17 protein-coding genes are annotated in these 15,496 nt (G+C 62.2%); 4 read left to right on the plus strand and 13 right to left on the minus strand.

The features are described 5' to 3' along the window. The 4 genes from H5P28_RS19270 to coaD are packed head-to-tail and all read right to left on the minus strand — an operon-like array spanning position 1 to position 2,252. Entirely contained in the window at positions 1-198 is a 198-nt protein-coding gene (locus H5P28_RS19270) for a type II toxin-antitoxin system Phd/YefM family antitoxin (protein ID WP_185677322.1), read from the minus strand. Beyond that, positions 195-443: a type II toxin-antitoxin system RelE family toxin gene (locus tag H5P28_RS19275; protein ID WP_185677323.1), complete on the minus strand. Its 249-nt coding sequence runs from the start codon at positions 441-443 to the stop codon at positions 195-197. Before H5P28_RS19275 ends, H5P28_RS19270 begins: the two co-directional genes overlap by 4 nt. 13 nt (positions 444-456) lie before the next feature. Next, positions 457-1,755 carry an MFS transporter gene (locus H5P28_RS19280; protein WP_185677324.1) on the minus strand — a complete coding sequence of 433 codons (1,299 nt, stop codon included), beginning with the start codon at positions 1,753-1,755 and terminating at the stop codon, positions 457-459. Between the two features lie 14 nt (positions 1,756-1,769). Continuing rightward, the gene (gene coaD / locus H5P28_RS19285; protein ID WP_185677325.1) at positions 1,770-2,252 is read right to left on the minus strand and encodes a pantetheine-phosphate adenylyltransferase; all 483 of its coding nucleotides are present in this window, start codon (positions 2,250-2,252) and stop codon (positions 1,770-1,772) included. A 119-nt stretch (positions 2,253-2,371) separates the two neighbouring features. On the opposite strand from coaD, the gene pgsA reads away from it, so the two are divergent. Beyond that, positions 2,372-2,971 carry a CDP-diacylglycerol--glycerol-3-phosphate 3-phosphatidyltransferase gene (pgsA, locus tag H5P28_RS19290; RefSeq protein ID WP_185677326.1) on the plus strand — a complete coding sequence of 200 codons (600 nt, stop codon included), beginning with the start codon at positions 2,372-2,374 and terminating at the stop codon, positions 2,969-2,971. After that, on the plus strand, positions 2,968-3,504 hold the full coding sequence (locus H5P28_RS19295) for a phosphatidylglycerophosphatase A family protein (protein WP_185677327.1): 537 nt from the start codon (positions 2,968-2,970) through the stop codon (positions 3,502-3,504). Before pgsA ends, H5P28_RS19295 begins: the two co-directional genes overlap by 4 nt. A 216-nt stretch (positions 3,505-3,720) precedes the next feature. Here the strand turns inward: H5P28_RS19295 and H5P28_RS19300 are convergent, their stop codons facing one another. Continuing rightward, positions 3,721-4,485 (minus strand): choice-of-anchor M domain-containing protein, encoded by a 765-nt coding sequence (locus H5P28_RS19300; RefSeq protein ID WP_185677328.1) that lies wholly within the window; start codon positions 4,483-4,485, stop codon positions 3,721-3,723. Between the two features lie 148 nt (positions 4,486-4,633). Beyond that, a complete protein-coding gene (locus tag H5P28_RS19305) occupies positions 4,634-5,683 on the minus strand; it encodes a hypothetical protein (protein WP_185677329.1) in 1,050 nt (349 codons plus the stop codon). A 216-nt stretch (positions 5,684-5,899) separates the two neighbouring features. On the opposite strand from H5P28_RS19305, the gene H5P28_RS19310 reads away from it, so the two are divergent. Then, complete coding sequence (locus tag H5P28_RS19310) at positions 5,900-6,547, plus strand: hypothetical protein (protein ID WP_185677330.1); 648 nt, start codon at positions 5,900-5,902, stop codon at positions 6,545-6,547. Between the two features lie 203 nt (positions 6,548-6,750). On the opposite strand, the gene H5P28_RS19315 is transcribed toward H5P28_RS19310, so the two are convergent. Then, the gene (locus H5P28_RS19315; protein ID WP_185677331.1) at positions 6,751-7,902 is read right to left on the minus strand and encodes a class I SAM-dependent rRNA methyltransferase; all 1,152 of its coding nucleotides are present in this window, start codon (positions 7,900-7,902) and stop codon (positions 6,751-6,753) included. A 149-nt stretch (positions 7,903-8,051) separates the two neighbouring features. Continuing rightward, positions 8,052-9,164, minus strand: coding sequence for an LptF/LptG family permease (locus H5P28_RS19320; protein WP_185677332.1), 1,113 nt, complete (start codon positions 9,162-9,164; stop codon positions 8,052-8,054). Between the two features lie 66 nt (positions 9,165-9,230). Between H5P28_RS19320 and H5P28_RS19325 the strand changes: the two genes are divergently transcribed. Beyond that, positions 9,231-11,021 (plus strand): SLC5/6 family protein, encoded by a 1,791-nt coding sequence (locus H5P28_RS19325; RefSeq protein WP_246456607.1) that lies wholly within the window; start codon positions 9,231-9,233, stop codon positions 11,019-11,021. A gap of 295 nt (positions 11,022-11,316) precedes the next feature. On the opposite strand, the gene mtaB is transcribed toward H5P28_RS19325, so the two are convergent. From mtaB to H5P28_RS19350, 5 genes are all read right to left on the minus strand, one after another. Beyond that, complete coding sequence (gene mtaB, locus H5P28_RS19330) at positions 11,317-12,648, minus strand: tRNA (N(6)-L-threonylcarbamoyladenosine(37)-C(2))-methylthiotransferase MtaB (protein ID WP_185677333.1); 1,332 nt, start codon at positions 12,646-12,648, stop codon at positions 11,317-11,319. Positions 12,649-12,855: 207 nt separating this feature from the next. Then, the gene (locus tag H5P28_RS19335; RefSeq protein ID WP_185677334.1) at positions 12,856-13,254 is read right to left on the minus strand and encodes an Hpt domain-containing protein; all 399 of its coding nucleotides are present in this window, start codon (positions 13,252-13,254) and stop codon (positions 12,856-12,858) included. Positions 13,255-13,353: 99 nt separating this feature from the next. Further along, complete coding sequence (locus H5P28_RS19340; protein ID WP_185677335.1) at positions 13,354-13,719, minus strand: response regulator transcription factor; 366 nt, start codon at positions 13,717-13,719, stop codon at positions 13,354-13,356. After that, the gene (locus H5P28_RS19345) at positions 13,719-14,834 is read right to left on the minus strand and encodes a PP2C family protein-serine/threonine phosphatase (protein ID WP_185677336.1); all 1,116 of its coding nucleotides are present in this window, start codon (positions 14,832-14,834) and stop codon (positions 13,719-13,721) included. Before H5P28_RS19345 ends, H5P28_RS19340 begins: the two co-directional genes overlap by 1 nt. Next, positions 14,831-15,436 carry an ATP-binding protein gene (locus H5P28_RS19350; RefSeq protein WP_185677337.1) on the minus strand — a complete coding sequence of 202 codons (606 nt, stop codon included), beginning with the start codon at positions 15,434-15,436 and terminating at the stop codon, positions 14,831-14,833. Before H5P28_RS19350 ends, H5P28_RS19345 begins: the two co-directional genes overlap by 4 nt. Positions 15,437-15,496 lie beyond the last annotated feature (60 nt).

Below are 15,496 nucleotides of genomic sequence, written 5' to 3' on the forward strand. Positions count from 1 at the left end.
TTAGTCGCTGAGCAAGTCGTCGCGGATGGCGTGGAGCGGTGTGGCCGGGGAGGCTTCGGCCTCGGCCTTGGCTGCACGCAGATCCTGCAAGTCCTGAAAGTCGTTGAGGGCTTCCTGAATCTTCAAAAACTCCTCGTAGGGGAGGACGACAAATTCCTTCTTCCCTTCCTTTTCAATAATCTGCGGGTGGATGCTCATCGGTATGCTTCCTTGCGGTGAACAACACGGTAGATGATTATCGCATTTTGTTCAACTTCGAAGAGCACGCGCCAGTTGCCGGAGCGCAGGCGATATTCCGGCGTGTGATTTGTCAGTTTTTTAACGTCACCGGCCAGGTCGTTTTCCAGGCCGGAAATGCGTTCAATGAGCCGTTCCCGGTCACTCAGGGGGATTGCCTTCAGGTCCTTGATTGCCTGCTTTTTGAGTGAAACCGTGAACTTCATGGCGAAAACGGCTTCAGTCTTCCCGCTGGGGCTGGCGGAGTTTGGCCAGGAGCATGAGCGGGAGGATGAGCACGGCGGCCCCGGCGGCGTAGGTCACGCTCGAGCCGAGGAAGTAGTAGGCCACGGCGGCGAGGAGCGGGCCGATGGCGCGGGCCAGCGACCCGGCGCTGCGGAACAGCCCCAGGTAGCGGCCCTGCTCGGCGCTTCCGGCGTGGAGCGAGACCAGCGCGACCAGGCAGGGGAAGACCAGCCCGGAGCCGATGGACATGAAGCCCAGCGCGACGAAGAACGAGCTTTGGCGGATGATGGCCGCGATCAGCAGGAAGGCGATAATCATGGCGACGACGCCGATCAGGGTGAGGCGCTTTTCGCCCATTTTCGGCCCCATCCGGCGAACGAAGCCGCCCTGCACGAGGATCAGCATGAACCCGATGAAGAGGAACATCATGCCGATGTCCTTGGCCGAGTAGGCGAAGTGCTCGACTACGTAAAAGGCCAGCATGAACTCCATCCCGCTGAAGGACAGCGTGTACCAGAAGTTCGCGTTGCAGGCGCGACGGATGTCCGGCACCGGGATGTGGAAAAGCGCGCGCAGGCGGCTGCCGGTGGCGGAGCGTTCGCGCCGGGCGGCTTCGCGGTCCTCGGGGCTGAGCGTTTCCTTAAAACCCCACTGGATGAAAACCAGGTTGGCGAAGGAGAGGATCATGGCGAAGGCGGCGGGGACGGAGAAGGGGTTGATCCCCCAGGCGGCCCACTCGGGGTGGGCGGCCAGCCAGTTCCACTGCGCGCTGAGACCGCCGATGGCCGGCCCGAGCAGGAAACCCAGCGCGAAGGCCACCCCGACGAGGGCCATACCCCTGGAGCGCTTGTCGCGGCCCGTCACGTCGGAGACAGCGGCCGTGGCCACGGCGATGTTGCCGCTCATGATCCCGGCCAGCACGCGGGTGGCCAGGAGCATCCACAGCTCCCCGGAAAAGACCCAGCCCAGGTAGCTCAGGGCGGTGGCGGCCTGCGTGAGCAGAAGTACGGGGCGACGGCCGATGCGGTCCGAGAGGCGGCCCCAGATGGGCGAGAAGGCGAACTGGAGGATCGAGTAGAGCGAGCCGAGGATGCCCCCGAAGAGCACCGTGACCAGGAAGCGGGAGCGCTCGTTGGCAAAGGTTTCGCCCAGCCAGCCTCCGCCGTCCGGCCCGAGGTAGTGGTCGAGCATCGCCGGGTACAGCGGAAAGATGATGGAGAATCCCATCAGGTCGATGAACAGGACGAGGAAGACGACGCTGAGGGCGTGCCGGTTGCTCGGGGCTTTAGGCATGATGGAGCTTACTTTTAACTGCCGAGGGCTTCTTGCAAGGCCGCGAGCGCGTTTGCGGGAACAAATTTCCTTGTGCGGGCCGGGTCGTACTGGGCGACGGCCTTGACGAGGCTGGAGGAGGTATAGAAGTGCTCCTGTTTGGGCATGAGAAAAATGGTTTCGATTTCGGGGGCGAGGTCGCGGTTCATCTGGGCGAGCTGGAACTCGAACTCGAAGTCCGAAATGGCCCGCAGCCCGCGCACGATCGTCTGCGCGCCCATCTTGCGGGCGAAGTCCACCGTCAACCCGCTGAGGATGGCGACGCGGGCATTGGGGATACCGGCAAGGTTTTCCTCGATGAGTTGCGCGCGCTGCTCAACGGGGAGCAGGGGGTGCTTTTCGCGGTTGGGGGCCGCGGCCATGATGACCTCGTCAAAGAGTTCGCAGGCGCGCCGGAGCACGTCCAGGTGGCCGTTGGTGACCGGGTCGAAAGTTCCTGCGTATAGGGCGCGTCGCATGGGCTTAAGCTGGTAACTCCGCGGCCCGTCCGATGGCAAGCTTTCTCGGGGCAAGGGCCGCCGATGGGGGCGAAAATTCTCGCCAAGCCCCCCTCAAGACGGAAAACTCTGAAATCTCGATGAATCTGCCTAACCTGCTGACCCTGTCGCGGATCGCGTTTCTGTTCGTGATCGTCGCCCTGCTCTACGCCCCGTTCAGGGGGGCCGGAGTGCTGGCCTTTGTCTTGTTCATCATCGCGGCGGTGACGGATTGGGCCGACGGCTACATGGCCCGGAAGACCGGCCAGATCTCGGACTTCGGCAAGCTGATGGACGCCCTGGCCGACAAGGTGCTTATGGTGGGCATCTTCGTCTCGCTGCTGGCGCTGCCGGGCTTCCTGCCGTGGTGGAGCATTTTTCTGGTCCTGCTGATTATCATGCGGGAGTTCCTTATCACCGGCCTGCGGCTGGTGGCGGCCTCGCAGGGCAAGGTGCTGGCGGCGGAAAAAGGTGGCAAGATCAAGACCGTGGTCCAGATCGTGGCCGCCGCCGTGCTGCTCTTCGCCCGCTCGCTGGCGGTGGACTTCGGGGTGAACGCGGGCGTTTACGGATTTTTCTACTGGGTCGGGATGATCGCCTTTGTCCTGGCCGCGATTCTCACTGTGCAGTCCGGCAGCGTTTATATGGTTAAATACTGGTCGCTTTTCCAGGGCGACAGCGGCGCAGGGAAACGCTCATGAGCGAAGGAGCCTGGAAAGACTATTGCCCGTGGGTGAAGCTATTGCCCACGTCCGTCGTGGTCAACGTCGCCACGCTCGGGCCGTTGGGCACGCGCTTCAAGGCACCGGGCACCATCGGCTCGGTCGCGGGTGTCGTCGGCTACACGCTGCTGTTTCACTACGCCGGGCCGCTGGCTTACCTGATACTGCTGGCGCTGTTTATTTACGCGGCCATCGGGTTTTGCGGCGAGGCCGAGGTACGTATGCGCAAGCGCGACCCGGGCGAAGTCATTTTGGACGAATTCGTCGCCATCCCGGTCTGCTTTATCGGGCTGCAAGGGGTCATCGCCGGGCTTGGCGGCTGGGCCTGGACACTCTTGCTGGCCGGGTTCGCGCTGTTCCGGCTCTTCGACATCACCAAGCCCTTCGGCATCTCCAAACTACAGGACCTGCCCGGCGGCTATGGGGTAGTGGCCGACGATATCGCCGCCGCCATTGTCACCTGCGTGCTCTTGCACATCGGTGTGATTTTTCTTTTGCCGCTGGCGGGGTAGAGGGGGACTGTACCCCTTCTTTTTAAAGCCGTCGAAACCGGGTTTGGCTTGTCCGCGAAGTCTGCGCCGTGCGGTGGTGTCATCGGGCGGATGCGGATTGCATGCGTATCGCCGATGTCGGACACAGCAAAACCGGCACCGCTACAGTGGCGATGCCGGTCAGCAAATTCGGCACGGGTGATGCCGCCGGGCCGTGCTTTATTCTGGTGGAGGGCGTTACCCCTGACGCGTCGATGTGGATCGGTTTTCGCGCTGGGTACGGCGGCGCAGGAGGACGAGCCCGAGGGCGGCGGCTCCGGCCAACGCGGCGTAAGTGGAGGGCTCGGGCACGACGTTGAAGGTGAAGGTGGCGGTATCGCTCTGCTCAATGCCTTCGACGTAGGCGGAGACGGTGAAGGTCAGCTCATAAATCCCGGCCTGGGTGAATCCCCAATTGGCGTGGACGTGGTCGGAATTGTCGAGGTCGAGCGTAAAGGCGTCGGCGGCGCTGATACCGTCCACTGTGCTCATGTAGAAGACCGGGCTAAGGCCGTCCTGCCAGAGCGAGAAGTTTCCGCCCTCGGGCATGGCTGCGCCGGTCAGGGTGAGGGTGAAGCTGTTGCCGTCAAACGCGCCGAGGGTGATTTCCTCTCCGCCGATGCCCAGGTGCGGGGCGCCGAGGGCGGACGCGCTGCCTTGGCCGCTGCCGGACTGCGGCAGGTACCAGAAGCTCTGACCCGCGTCGACGCCGATCTGATCCCAGTCCGAGCCGGCTGGGCGTCCGCCGTTCGAGTTTGCAAAAACGTAGCTGCTGTTGGGCACAACGATGACGGCCTCGTCCGGCTCGACTTCACCGATGCCGTGGATGTGCAGGTGCAGTTCCAGGTTACTGCCTTCGCCCAACCCGAGGTCGGCGTGGCCGGAGGTAAGGCTGACTTCCGCCTGCGCGGACGCGGCTGAGAACAAAAGACCCAGTGAGAAAAGAAGATGTTGCTGCTTCATGAAGCCTGAAATGCAACTTATTTGCATTTATGCGTCAAGGCCTTAAATGCATATTGGTTGCAATAAATGGGCATGGCATTGAAATCACATCTTTTTCGCATCCTTGTTTGAAAATAAGCCGAGGGCCGGCAGATGTGCACGGTGCAAGCTACTGAGCCCGGGCGCTGGCGCTGGCGATGCGGGCTTCCAGTTCTTCGCGGGCGTCCTGTAGGGCGGATCGGTCCACACTGGCGAGGATCTTTCGGGCCTCGTCGAGGCGGCCCATTTCGATGAGGACGCGGGCCTGCTGAAGCCGGATGAGGTCGAGCTTGAGCGGGTCGGTCACCCCCTTGGCGAGGATGGTCCACTGGTTGAGGGCGTCCTGCCAGTCGGGGTTTGCCACCTGGAAAAAGGCTTCCGCGTAACGGATGTGGTAATCGCGGTTGGAAGGCTCCATGCTTGAGGCTTCGTGGAAAGCGTCGAGCATGTTGCGGTCGAGGGTCTCGGCCGTGAGCACACCGTTGTCGATGTAGTACTGGCGGTAGTGGGAGAGCAGTTCGCCCAGTTCGTAGCGGTAAAGCGGTACTTCGGGCTCAAGGTCGATGGCGGCGATGTAGTAGGGCAGGGCGAGTGCGTACTCACCCTCCTCGGCCAGAAAATTCCCGATCTGCTGCTTGGCCACGGCGAGGTTGGGGTCGAGCATATTGGCCTTCATGAAGGCGTTGTTGGCGGACTTGTTCTCGCCGATGCGGCGCAGGAATTTCCCGTAGAGCAGGTAGCCGTACACGTAGTCGGGGTTGTCGAGCAGGAAGGAGTCGTACTGGGTGGCGATACCCTGAAGGCGGCGTTCGTATTCGAGTTGGTCGCGGCGGGCCGGGTCGGTTTCGATTTCCTTGAAGAGCGCGTCCTGCTCTTCGATGATGCCGATCAGGCGAGATTCGGAGAGTGTTTGGCGGTAGGGTTCGTGCTCGCCGTCGGAGTCTGTGGCGGGGGGCGCTGTGTCCACCGCGGGGGCGCTTGACTCGGGTTGGGCAGGGGCGGTTTCCTCTTCGTCGTCGCCGAAAAGACCGTCGTAGATGCTGTCAAAGAAATCGGCTCTCGCGCTGTGACCGGCCAGCACGACGGCCAGCGCGAAGACGCCCATCAGGCGGCCTGCGCCCTTGTGGCGGCTGACGGGCGAAAGAAGTCCGTGGACGAAACTGGAGAGAGCGGATTTCATGACAAAGGATTATCGAGGACCACGCTTGCCCGGGCGGCAAGTGTAATCAACCCCTCTCCCCTGCCTATGGGAGGGGGGAGTTTGAAAGTTTGAAGGTTTGAGAGTTTGAAAGTTAAGTGGGGGATGGGTTCCATGGGCCGCGTGGCCAATCTCTTTGCGTGTTCGCCGCCCATTATATTGCCAAAATGGCCGGACTTGCGGTAATACTACCGGCCTGTGGATAACGACCGCCTATACCTTTATCTCGACGCCAGCTCAGTCAGCGTGCAGGCCGGGCTCTGGCGTAAGGGGTGCTGGCTCGCCTACCGGAGTGAAAACAGCCCGGCGCTGGAGAGTATTTTTACCCTCGTGCAGGGCTGCCTTGATGACGCCGCGCAACCGCTCGACGCGGTGCAGGGCTTTGTCCACTGCGAGGGGCCGGGCTCTGTGCTGGGAATTCGGCTGGCGGGTATGGCAATTCGTAGCTGGCTTGCTCTGCCCGCCTGGGCCGGGGCAGAGGTGCTGGCCTTCCGGAGTCTGGACCTGACGGCCGCGCTGGTCGCTGCCAGCAGGCAGCCGGAGGGGACGTTTCATGTCATTTCGGAGGCACGCCAGACCTGTTGGAATCTGCTCACCGTCCCCGGGGGCGATATCGTCGAGGTCGAGCCCGAGGCTCTCGACGCGCTGGCTGGTCCCGTGTTTTACCTGCGCCAGCGTAAATCCTGGCACACGCCACCCGCGGGGGCGGAGGCCATCGCTAACGACCTGAGCAGCCACCCCGAGTTGCTTGCGTCTCCCGGGCTGCTTTCGCCCGTCGAAGCCCCCGGCCTCTACCGGGTCAACGAACCCTCCTACCGCACCTGGACCCCGGAGCGACACCGCTAGTGTCCCGAGTCTTAAGTCCTCGGCATAAGTTTTGAGGGTGCAACTCAGTTTGGATGCCCCCTCAGGGATTACGGCTTTCAGTTTTACTGAAAGCCGTAATCCCTGACGCGATGCGGAAGCATCGAAAGTGCAGGCTTCGCCTGCCGCGGGTGCGGGCTGCGTAAGCCCGCAATAATTATGCCGGGAACTTAAGACTCGGCACACTACCGCAGTTGCAGGATCGCGCCCTTGAGGTAGTGGCTTTCGGGCATGGTCAGGAGGACCGGGTGGTCGGCGGGTTGGCCGGTTTCCTCGATCACCACGAAGTCGCGGCGGGCGTCTCCGGCGGCTTCGGCCAGCACGCTCATGAACTGGGCGGGGGAGACATTCTGGGAGCAGGAGTAGGTGGCGAGAATGCCGCCGGGCGGGAGCATCCGCATAGCCCGCAGGTTCAGCTCCTTGTAGCCGCGCAGCGCACCGTCGAGCGACTTCTTGCTCCGGGCGAAGGAGGGCGGGTCGAGCACGATCAGGTCGAAGTTCTCCTGCCGGTTGGCGGTGAACCAGTCGAACATGTTCATGACGGAAAAATCCACCGCGAGCTGGTTCTTGCCCGCGTTGAGACGAGCGGCCTGCACGCACTCCTCAGAGATATCGACGGCGAGCACGGACTCGGCTCCGGCCTTGGCGCAGTGGAGGGCGAAGCCGCCCTGATGGCAGAAGCCGTCGAGCACGCGGCGGCCCTTGGCCAGCTCAGCCACGCGCAGGTGTTGGGCGCGCTGGTCGAGGTAGAAGCCCGTTTTATGGCCGCTGTGCAGGTCGATGAAGAACTCGATCCCGTCCAACATCAGCCAGGCGGCCTCGGCGGGGTTGCCGCTCAGGGTGGTGACAGAGGTTTCCAGCCCCTCCAGCTTGCGGCTGGGGGCGTCGTTGCGGTAAACAATATCAGCTGGCGAGAGCAGGCGCTGGAGGCAGGTGGTGATGATCGGCAGGGCCTGGTCCATACCGGCGGTCAGGGCCTGCACGACGAGCACCTGGCCGAACTGGTCAACGACCAGCCCCGGCAGGCCGTCGGCCTCGGACCAGACCAGGCGGCGAGCCGTATCGGGGGCGCGTCGGGCGATGGCGGCTTCCAGTGCGGCCTTGAGAAAGGACTCGTCGAAGGCGACCTTGTCGCGGCTGTAGCGCCGCCAGATGATCTGCGACTTGGCGTTGTACAGGCCCATGCCCATGAAGCGTCCGCGCGAGTCGCGCAGTTCGACCTCCCGGCCGTTGTGTTCGTCGGGCAGCAGGCGGGTGACTTCCCCACTGAAGACCCAGGGGTGCCCGCGCTGGACGCGGGGGGACGGACCCGGTTTGAGTTTTAAGGACGCGCTCATTGGCTGGTTGATTTAAAGGGAAAAGAGAAAGGGCCGTGCCCGGGGCCGATGGCGGGCTGATCCGGCTGCCCGGTTTTTTTTGTAAACACTGGCTAAACGCTAAAGCGCCCGGCTTGACGAGTTAATTCGGGAGCGGGGAAGCCCTTCGCTCAGGAGACCTTGCGGAAGAGGTGGACGGAGAGCCCAAGCATGAGCACGAGCGGCAGCCAGGCCGAGATGGCCAGCGGGATCAGTTCCTGCTCGCCGAGGAGGCGGCTGATGCTGGAGATCACGTAGTACAGGACGAAGAGCCCGACCGATTTTGACACGCCGACGAGCGGGTTGGTCCGCACCCCGGCCACCGCAAAGGGGATGGCGATGCCCACCACGACCAGGCACCGGAAGGGGCTGGCCAGAATGTTCATGAGGCGAATCTCGTAGGACTTCATTTTCGGGTTGGACTCGACCGGGATCTTGTCCAGCAGCATTTCCAGCTCGAAGTAGGAAAGGTCCTGCGGCTTCTTGCTCAGGGTCTTCATCAGCACCGGGTCTTCGGTGAAATCCGGGTAGGCTTTCTTTTCAAAGGGCCGGGAGAAATAAACCTCGCCGCTGGCGGGGTCGATTTTCTGGTCGCGCCCGTCGATAAAGACCCAGTGGTTGTCCACGTCGTCGAAGTAGCCTTCGCGGGCCATGACGCGGCCCGTCTCGCGGCCGTAGGCGTCGTGCTGGTACACGTTGATGCCGAAGCCCTCATAGGAGTACTCGCTGAAATTGTTCATGAACCACATGCGGCCTTCGCTTTGGTTGTCGAAGCACAGCAGGGGGATGTTGCCGATGTAGCGCTTGTCCACGCGCTCCTCCTCGGAGGCGAAGTGGAGGTTGTCCTTGAGGATGCGGCTCTGCTCGACCGACCAGGGGACGAGCCGGGCGTTCAGGTACAGCAGCAGGGCCGAGAGTACGGCCCCGGCCACCCACAGGCTGCGGGTGATGCGCCAGAGGTTCATCCCGGCCGAGCGCATGGCGACGATCTCGTTGTTGCGGTGAAGATTACCCAGGGAAAACAGCAGCGAAATGAGCAGGCTGATCGGGATGATCGTCGGCAGGAAGCTCGGGGTGTAGAGCCCGAAGTACTTGAGCACCTCCCACGTCGTCGCCCCCCAGCCGATGAAGTCGGGCAGGTCGTCGTAGAGGCGCTCCAGCAGCAGAATCCCCAGGGTGGCCGCCAGCGCCAGCACGAAGATTTTCAGCCACTCGGAAAAGACGTAACGGTCAAGCAGGCTCATGGATTAATGCAAGCGGCCAGCTTACCCCGGGCGGGGGGCAAGTCGATTTTTTTCTGGCTCCGTGGCATGGAAGCTGTTGAATGCAAGGCACTCATGTCTTGTTCCGGCTCACAGGAAGGGTGGAATTCCCGGCTCGGTGTCATCCTCGCGGTGGCGGGCAGCGCGGTTGGACTGGGGAATTTCCTGCGCTTTCCCGGTCAGGCGGCCGAGCATGGCGGTGGGGCGTTCATGATCGCCTACGTGATTTCGTTTTTGATTATCGGTCTGCCGATGTGCTGGTCGGAATGGACGCTGGGGCGGCACGGCGGAAGCAAGGGCTTCAACTCCTGCCCCGGTATTTTCAATGCCATCTGGCGCAGCCCGGCGGCCAAATACGTGGGCATCATCGGGGTGCTGATCCCGGTTATCATCTACATGTACTACGTCAATATCGAGGCGTGGTGCCTGGGCTACGCGGTCAATTTTCTGGCCGGTAATCTCGACTTTGATTCGGCGAAGGAATCGACGGGCTGGTGGGCCAGCTTTATCGGTGCCGGGGAAAATGGGGCGGCCCTCGTTGGCGGGGCCAAGGAGGGAATGGGGCCGCTGCAAGGGGTGGGCGTGTACCTGCTGGCGGTTTTTGCCCTGAATTTCCTGCTCATCTACCGGGGTGTTTCCGGGGGGATCGAGCTGTTCTGCAAGGTGGCCGTGCCGACGCTGGTGGTGCTGGCGCTGGTCGTGCTGATCCGGGTGATGACGTTGGGCGCGCCTGATCCCGCTGAGCCGGCCGAGAACGTCAACAACGGCCTCGGTTTTCTCTGGAACCCGAACAAAACCTTTTTCGAGGAGACCGATCCGGCAACCGGGGAGGTGGTCTATAAGCGCGAGGTGGTGGACAAGCACCTGATCGCGGAATTTCGCCAGCAGGCCGCGCAAGACCCGGAGCGTTACACGGTCAGGGAGGTCTCGATCTGGACCCAGCTGGCCAATCCGCAGCTCTGGCTGGCCGCCGCCGGGCAGATATTTTTCTCCCTCTCGGTCGGCTTCGGGGTGATTATCACGTACTCCAGCTACATGCGCAAGGACGACGACATCGTGCTCAGCGGCCTGGCGGCCACCAGCGCGAACGAGTTTTGCGAAGTGGCGCTCGGGGGGTTGATTACCGTCCCGGCGGCGGTCGCTTTCATCGGGGTGGCCGGGCTGTCCGGTATCGGCCTGAGCACGTTCGACCTAGGCTTTAAGGTGCTCCCGCTGGTGTTTTCGGAAATGCCCTTGGGGAATGTGTTCGGCTTTCTGTGGTTTTTCCTCCTCTTCCTGGCGGCCATGACCAGTTCGATTTCGATGCTCCAGCCGGGGATCGCGTTTATCGAGGAGGCGTTCAAGACCGACCGTAAGCGTTCGACCGCGATCCTGGGGTTTGTCACGGCGGTGGGCAGCGCGTTTGTGGTGTACTTCAGCGCGGACGCCAAGGCGCTCGACACGCTGGATTTCTGGGCGGCGAACTTCCTCATCTTCGTGCTGGCCACGATCCAGATCATCATGTTCGGCTGGATCTTCGGGGTGGACCGCGGGCTGTCCGAAGCCAGTCGGGGGGCGGCCATCCGCATCCCGCGTATTTACCGGTTCGTTATCAAGTTCCTGTGCCCGCTGTTTCTGATTACAGTTTTTGTGCTCTGGGTGCTGACCAGCGTCTTTGGCCTCAATCTCACCAGTGGCGAATCCGAGCTGAGCAGCTACATCGTGGACCTGTTTGTCGAGCCGAACGTTGCCGCCTGGCTCAGTGTCGGGCTGATGGCGACGCTCGGGGTGGCCTTTTTGCTCATCGTTTCAACCGTCCAGCGCTACAAGGACTACCAGAAGCAGGAGGCCGACTCATGACCTCCGCCGGCTGGATAGTGATGATTCTCTCGGTCGGGACTGTTTGCACGCTGTTCGTGTGGTGCATGTGGAAAGTGGTATGCACGCCCAACGAAACCGAGCACATAAAGGGGATTCAGGACCACACACCGGATGAGGAGAGTTAGAGCACTTTCAAATAGTCTTGATAAAGTCAGGGATTTAACAGGAAGGCCGGAAAGAACGCAAAGTCAGTTCGGAGACTTGGCTTTCCTCACTTCCCGCCCTTCCTGTTTAAAAACGGTATTAGACGGATAGCATTACCCTTCTGCGCACGCTACCCCAGCACTTCGACCAACTCGCCCTCGACGAAATCCGCACTGACGCGTTGCAGGCGGACGCGCCCGAGGCGGTTGCGGACCGAGACCGGGTCGGGCATGGGGACCACCACGCGCACGTAGTTGTCGGTCAGGCCCGGGGCGATGCCCTCGCGCGGGTCTTCAAAGAGCACACGCATTTCGCGGCCCAGGTGTGCCTCGTGCCAGCGTTGGCGGAGACGTTCGGCCAGCGCCCGCAGGCGGGCGGAGCGCCTGTGCCGTTCGCGCATCGGGACGTGGTCGTCCCGGCGGGCGGCGAGGGTGCCTTCGCGTTCAGAGTAGGTAAAGACGTGCGCCCAGGCCACGGGATTGTCCAAAAGCAGGCGGCAACTGTCCTGAAAGTCTTCCTCGGTCTCACCCGGAAAGCCGACCATGACGTCCGTCCCGACAAAGAGATCCGGCACAGCCTCGGCCGCGCGCTGGACGAAGTCCGCCCAGGCGGTCGCGTCGTAGCGGCGGCGCATTTGCTCTAAAACCTTGTCCGAACCGCTCTGGAGGGGCAGGTGCAGGTAGGGCAGGAGGGCGTGTGCCGGGTCGGCCATCCGCTCGAAAAGCGCCCACGGCACGGTGGTTGGCTCGATGCTGCTGATGCGGATGCGGTCGAGACCGTCCACCCGGTCGAGGGCATCGACCAGCCCGAGGATGTCGAGGCCGGAGTTGTCGTAGGTGCCGATGTTGACGCCGGTGAGGACGAGTTCGCGTACCCCGCGCGAGACCTGACTGTCCACCTCGCGCATGAGGTCGGCCAGGTCGCGGCTGCGCGCCCGCCCCCGGGCAAAGGGGATAATGCAAAACGAGCACACGAAGTCGCAGCCGTCCTGCACTTTGAGGTTGGCCCGCTGGTTGAAGGGCCGCTCCCCGGCGAAATTCATGGTAAAATCGCGGCGGTCGATTTTTTCCCGCACAATGACGGGCAGATCGTTTTTCTCGCCGTCGCCGATGTAGTCGAGGACGCCGAGCTTGTCCTGATTGCCCACGATCAAGTCCACTCCTTCGATGGAGGCCACCTCTTTTGCGCCCATCTGCGAGTAGCACCCGACCACGGCGGTGAAGGCTTCCGGGTTGCGCTTGATGAAGTTGCGGATGGTCTGGCGGCACTTCGAGTCGGCCTGCGCGGTGACGGTGCAGGTGTTGATGATCCCGAGGTCGGCCTCCTGCCCGAAGGGCACGATCTCGTAGCCCGCTTCGACCAGCTTTTCGCGCAGCGCCAGCGTCTCGCTCTGGTTGAGTCGGCAACCGAGCGTGTGCAGGCTGGCGCGCGGGCGGCGCTGGTCTTGGGCGGACGTGCTCATGGGAAGCTGACCATTAGTCATTTCTCATCGGCCATTAGTCAATGGTCAATGGGCAGGCACATTTATCGCCGTGTGACGCCCACAAGGTGGCGGTGCGGCGGTCTGGCCCGCTGATTAATGACCCCCGCCGCTTTGTGCCGGGTGGAGGAGCAGTCTCTCATGGTCGAGTGCGGCCACGCACCGCACAAACTTAGTGCAAGAGCTTGGCTAGCCGATTTTGCGCTCGATGGCTTCGAGGGCGCGGTCGTGCTCGAACCTTACCAGCGCGGGAACGGCGTCGTAGGCGGTGAAGACCCCGCCGTCAATCTGCTCCTCGATGCGGCGGCAAAGCTCGGAGAGGCGCAGCAGGCCGGTGTTGGCGGCGCTGCCCGCGATGAAGTGGATGCCTGGTCGCAGGGCCGAGGGGTCATGGGCGGCTGCGCTGGTTGCGATTTGTTCAAGCTTGGAGCCGGATTCGCCCCGGAAGGTATCCACGATTTCGCGCATGAAGGCCGGATCGCTCTCGGAAGCTTCCGTGAGCAGGTCTATCTGTTCCTGATCAAGGAGCTCCAGCTCCGGAGAGAGTGAGAAAAGTGCTGATTCCTGGGCGATGAGCTGGTCCGACATGGGCGTTGGGAGGTCTGTGTAGAAATGACGGAAAGTTCCGGTTTAGACAAATGAATAACACATATTACCAGGGCCTTTTTCTTCTGGCGGGGTAGGGTATCAGCCGTTCAGCAGTTCGCTGATGCGGTTAATAAGAATGGTAGGGCTGAATGGTTTGGTAAAAACGGTACTGGCTCCGGCTTCGAGCAATTCATGGCGGGTGCTGCCCTTGCCCTGGCCAGTGACGACGATGATGGGGATGTTCTTCAGGGCGTCATCACTTTTGAAGTCCACGATCAACTCCAGTCCCGAACGGCCCGGAAGCATCAGGTCGAAAATGGCCAGGTCCGGGTTCACATCGTGCGCCTTGGCCGCGACCGACAATCCCTCGCGGCAGATTTCCACGCGGTAGCCCCCCCGTTTGAGATTAAATTCGAGGAGTTTGACCATGACGGGGTCGTCGTCGGCGATGAGAATTGTCTTCATTATGCGTGAGAGGGGCACCGCACTGGGGAATATTCCCAGATAAGTAGAGTCTGATCGTCCCTCGTTGCCTCTATATCGGGACATTCCCGCTGCATTTTAGCCTGAAGTTTGTTCCAAAACTCTTCCGGGGGGGTGGCGGCTTCCTCCTGGACCAGTGCCAGAAAGGCTTCCCAGCCCCAGACACCTTTTTCGGTTTCCCATTCATACAGCCCGTCCGTGATCATTAAAAGCCGGTCCCCATGAGCGATGGGGAAGCTGTCGCACTGGTAGTGGGCGTCCTTGAAAAGCCCGAACGGCGGCCCCGAGGGGTGGGATTCGCGAAGCTTGCCGTCCTTGTCCACCAGCATGACGGGGCAGTGCCCGGCATTGATGAGCTCGATCCGGTCGAGCGAAGCAGGCAGCCGGGCGAGGGCGCAGGTGGCGAACAGTGTCATGTCGCCGACCTGCTCGCAGAGGATGCGGTTGAGCTGCTGGGCGAGGCCAAGCAGCGTGTAGTCCATGTGCTGGAGAATGTTGAAGGCGGTGCGGAACATTGCCGCCAGGAAGGCGGCCGAGACGCCCTTGCCCATGACGTCCACCACGGCGAAATAGGTGTCGCCGTGGTCGGTGCGGAGGGCTTCCAGGTAATCCCCGGCCACGTCGCGGGCCGAGCGGCGGGCGGTGAAGACCTGCCACTGCGGCGGGCAGGTGATGGTGGGCAGGGGCAGGAGCATTTTCTGGATTTCGGCGGCGATTTCCAGTTCCTGAAAGGCGCGCTGCTCGCGGGCGCGGACAATGGTGTTGTCGGCGTTGGCAAGGGCGATGCCGAAGAGATCGGAGAAGGTCCGCACGTTGTTCAGCTCCCCGGCGTTGAAGTAGGGCAGTTCCTTGCGCACGACGGCAAAGACCCCGTAAAGCTTGCCCGCGGCCTGGATCGGGCAGCAGATGCCGCAGGCGTAGGCGGACAGTTCCGGGTCGGCGGCGACCTCCTCGGGATGCTCCCAGACGAACTCGGAGCGGGTTTTTATCACCTCTGCCAGCCGGCCTTCGAGGCTGCTCCACATACGGGTAAAGGGCTGGGAGGAAATTTCCTCGTGGAGCGGGTCTTGCAGCGAGTCGCTGAAAAACAGCGTCATGCGGGCGTCGCCGACGGCTTTTTCAAATCGTCGATGGCCTGCGAAATGAAGTGGCTGACGCTCTCGGCCCGGACCAGCCCGTCACCCAGGCGGTAAAAAGCGGCCAGGCTCTCGTAGCAGACGGACAGCTCGTTGAGCGCCTGCTCAAGCACGGTGTCGATCTCGTCCTCCAAATCGATCTCGGCGTGGGTTTTGGTAATGCGCAGGCAGTAGCCGTGGGCACTCTTCCAGTGTTCCACCCGGTCGGCGAAGCTCTCGATCAAAAACACGCCGCGTCCGTGGGACTGGTACGGGTCTTCCGGCAGTTCGGGGGAGCGGATCACGTCCTCGGCGGGGCCGGGGCCAGGGTCTTTGACTTCGAGCAGGACTTCCCGCCCGTGGCGCATCCACTTGACCTCCACCTTGAGGCAGGGGTCGCTTTTACAGCCGTGTTGGATGGCGTTGACGGTCGCCTCGCTCAGGATGAGCTGCCAGAACGCCAGTTGTTTGTCATTCACGCCCAGATCGCGCAGGAAAAGACCGAAATCTTCGCGCAGGGTTTCGACCAGTTCCACGCGGGCGCTCAGGATGCGGAGGTCGCCTTTTACCGGTTCATCAGCCATGAGAAGAAACAATAAGAGAGTTACGAGAGGCCATTATCACTACCATGACACTTCCCGGCC

The sequence above is a fragment of the Ruficoccus amylovorans genome (genome assembly GCF_014230085.1).
Taxonomy (GTDB): Bacteria; Verrucomicrobiota; Verrucomicrobiia; order Opitutales; family Cerasicoccaceae; genus Ruficoccus; species Ruficoccus amylovorans.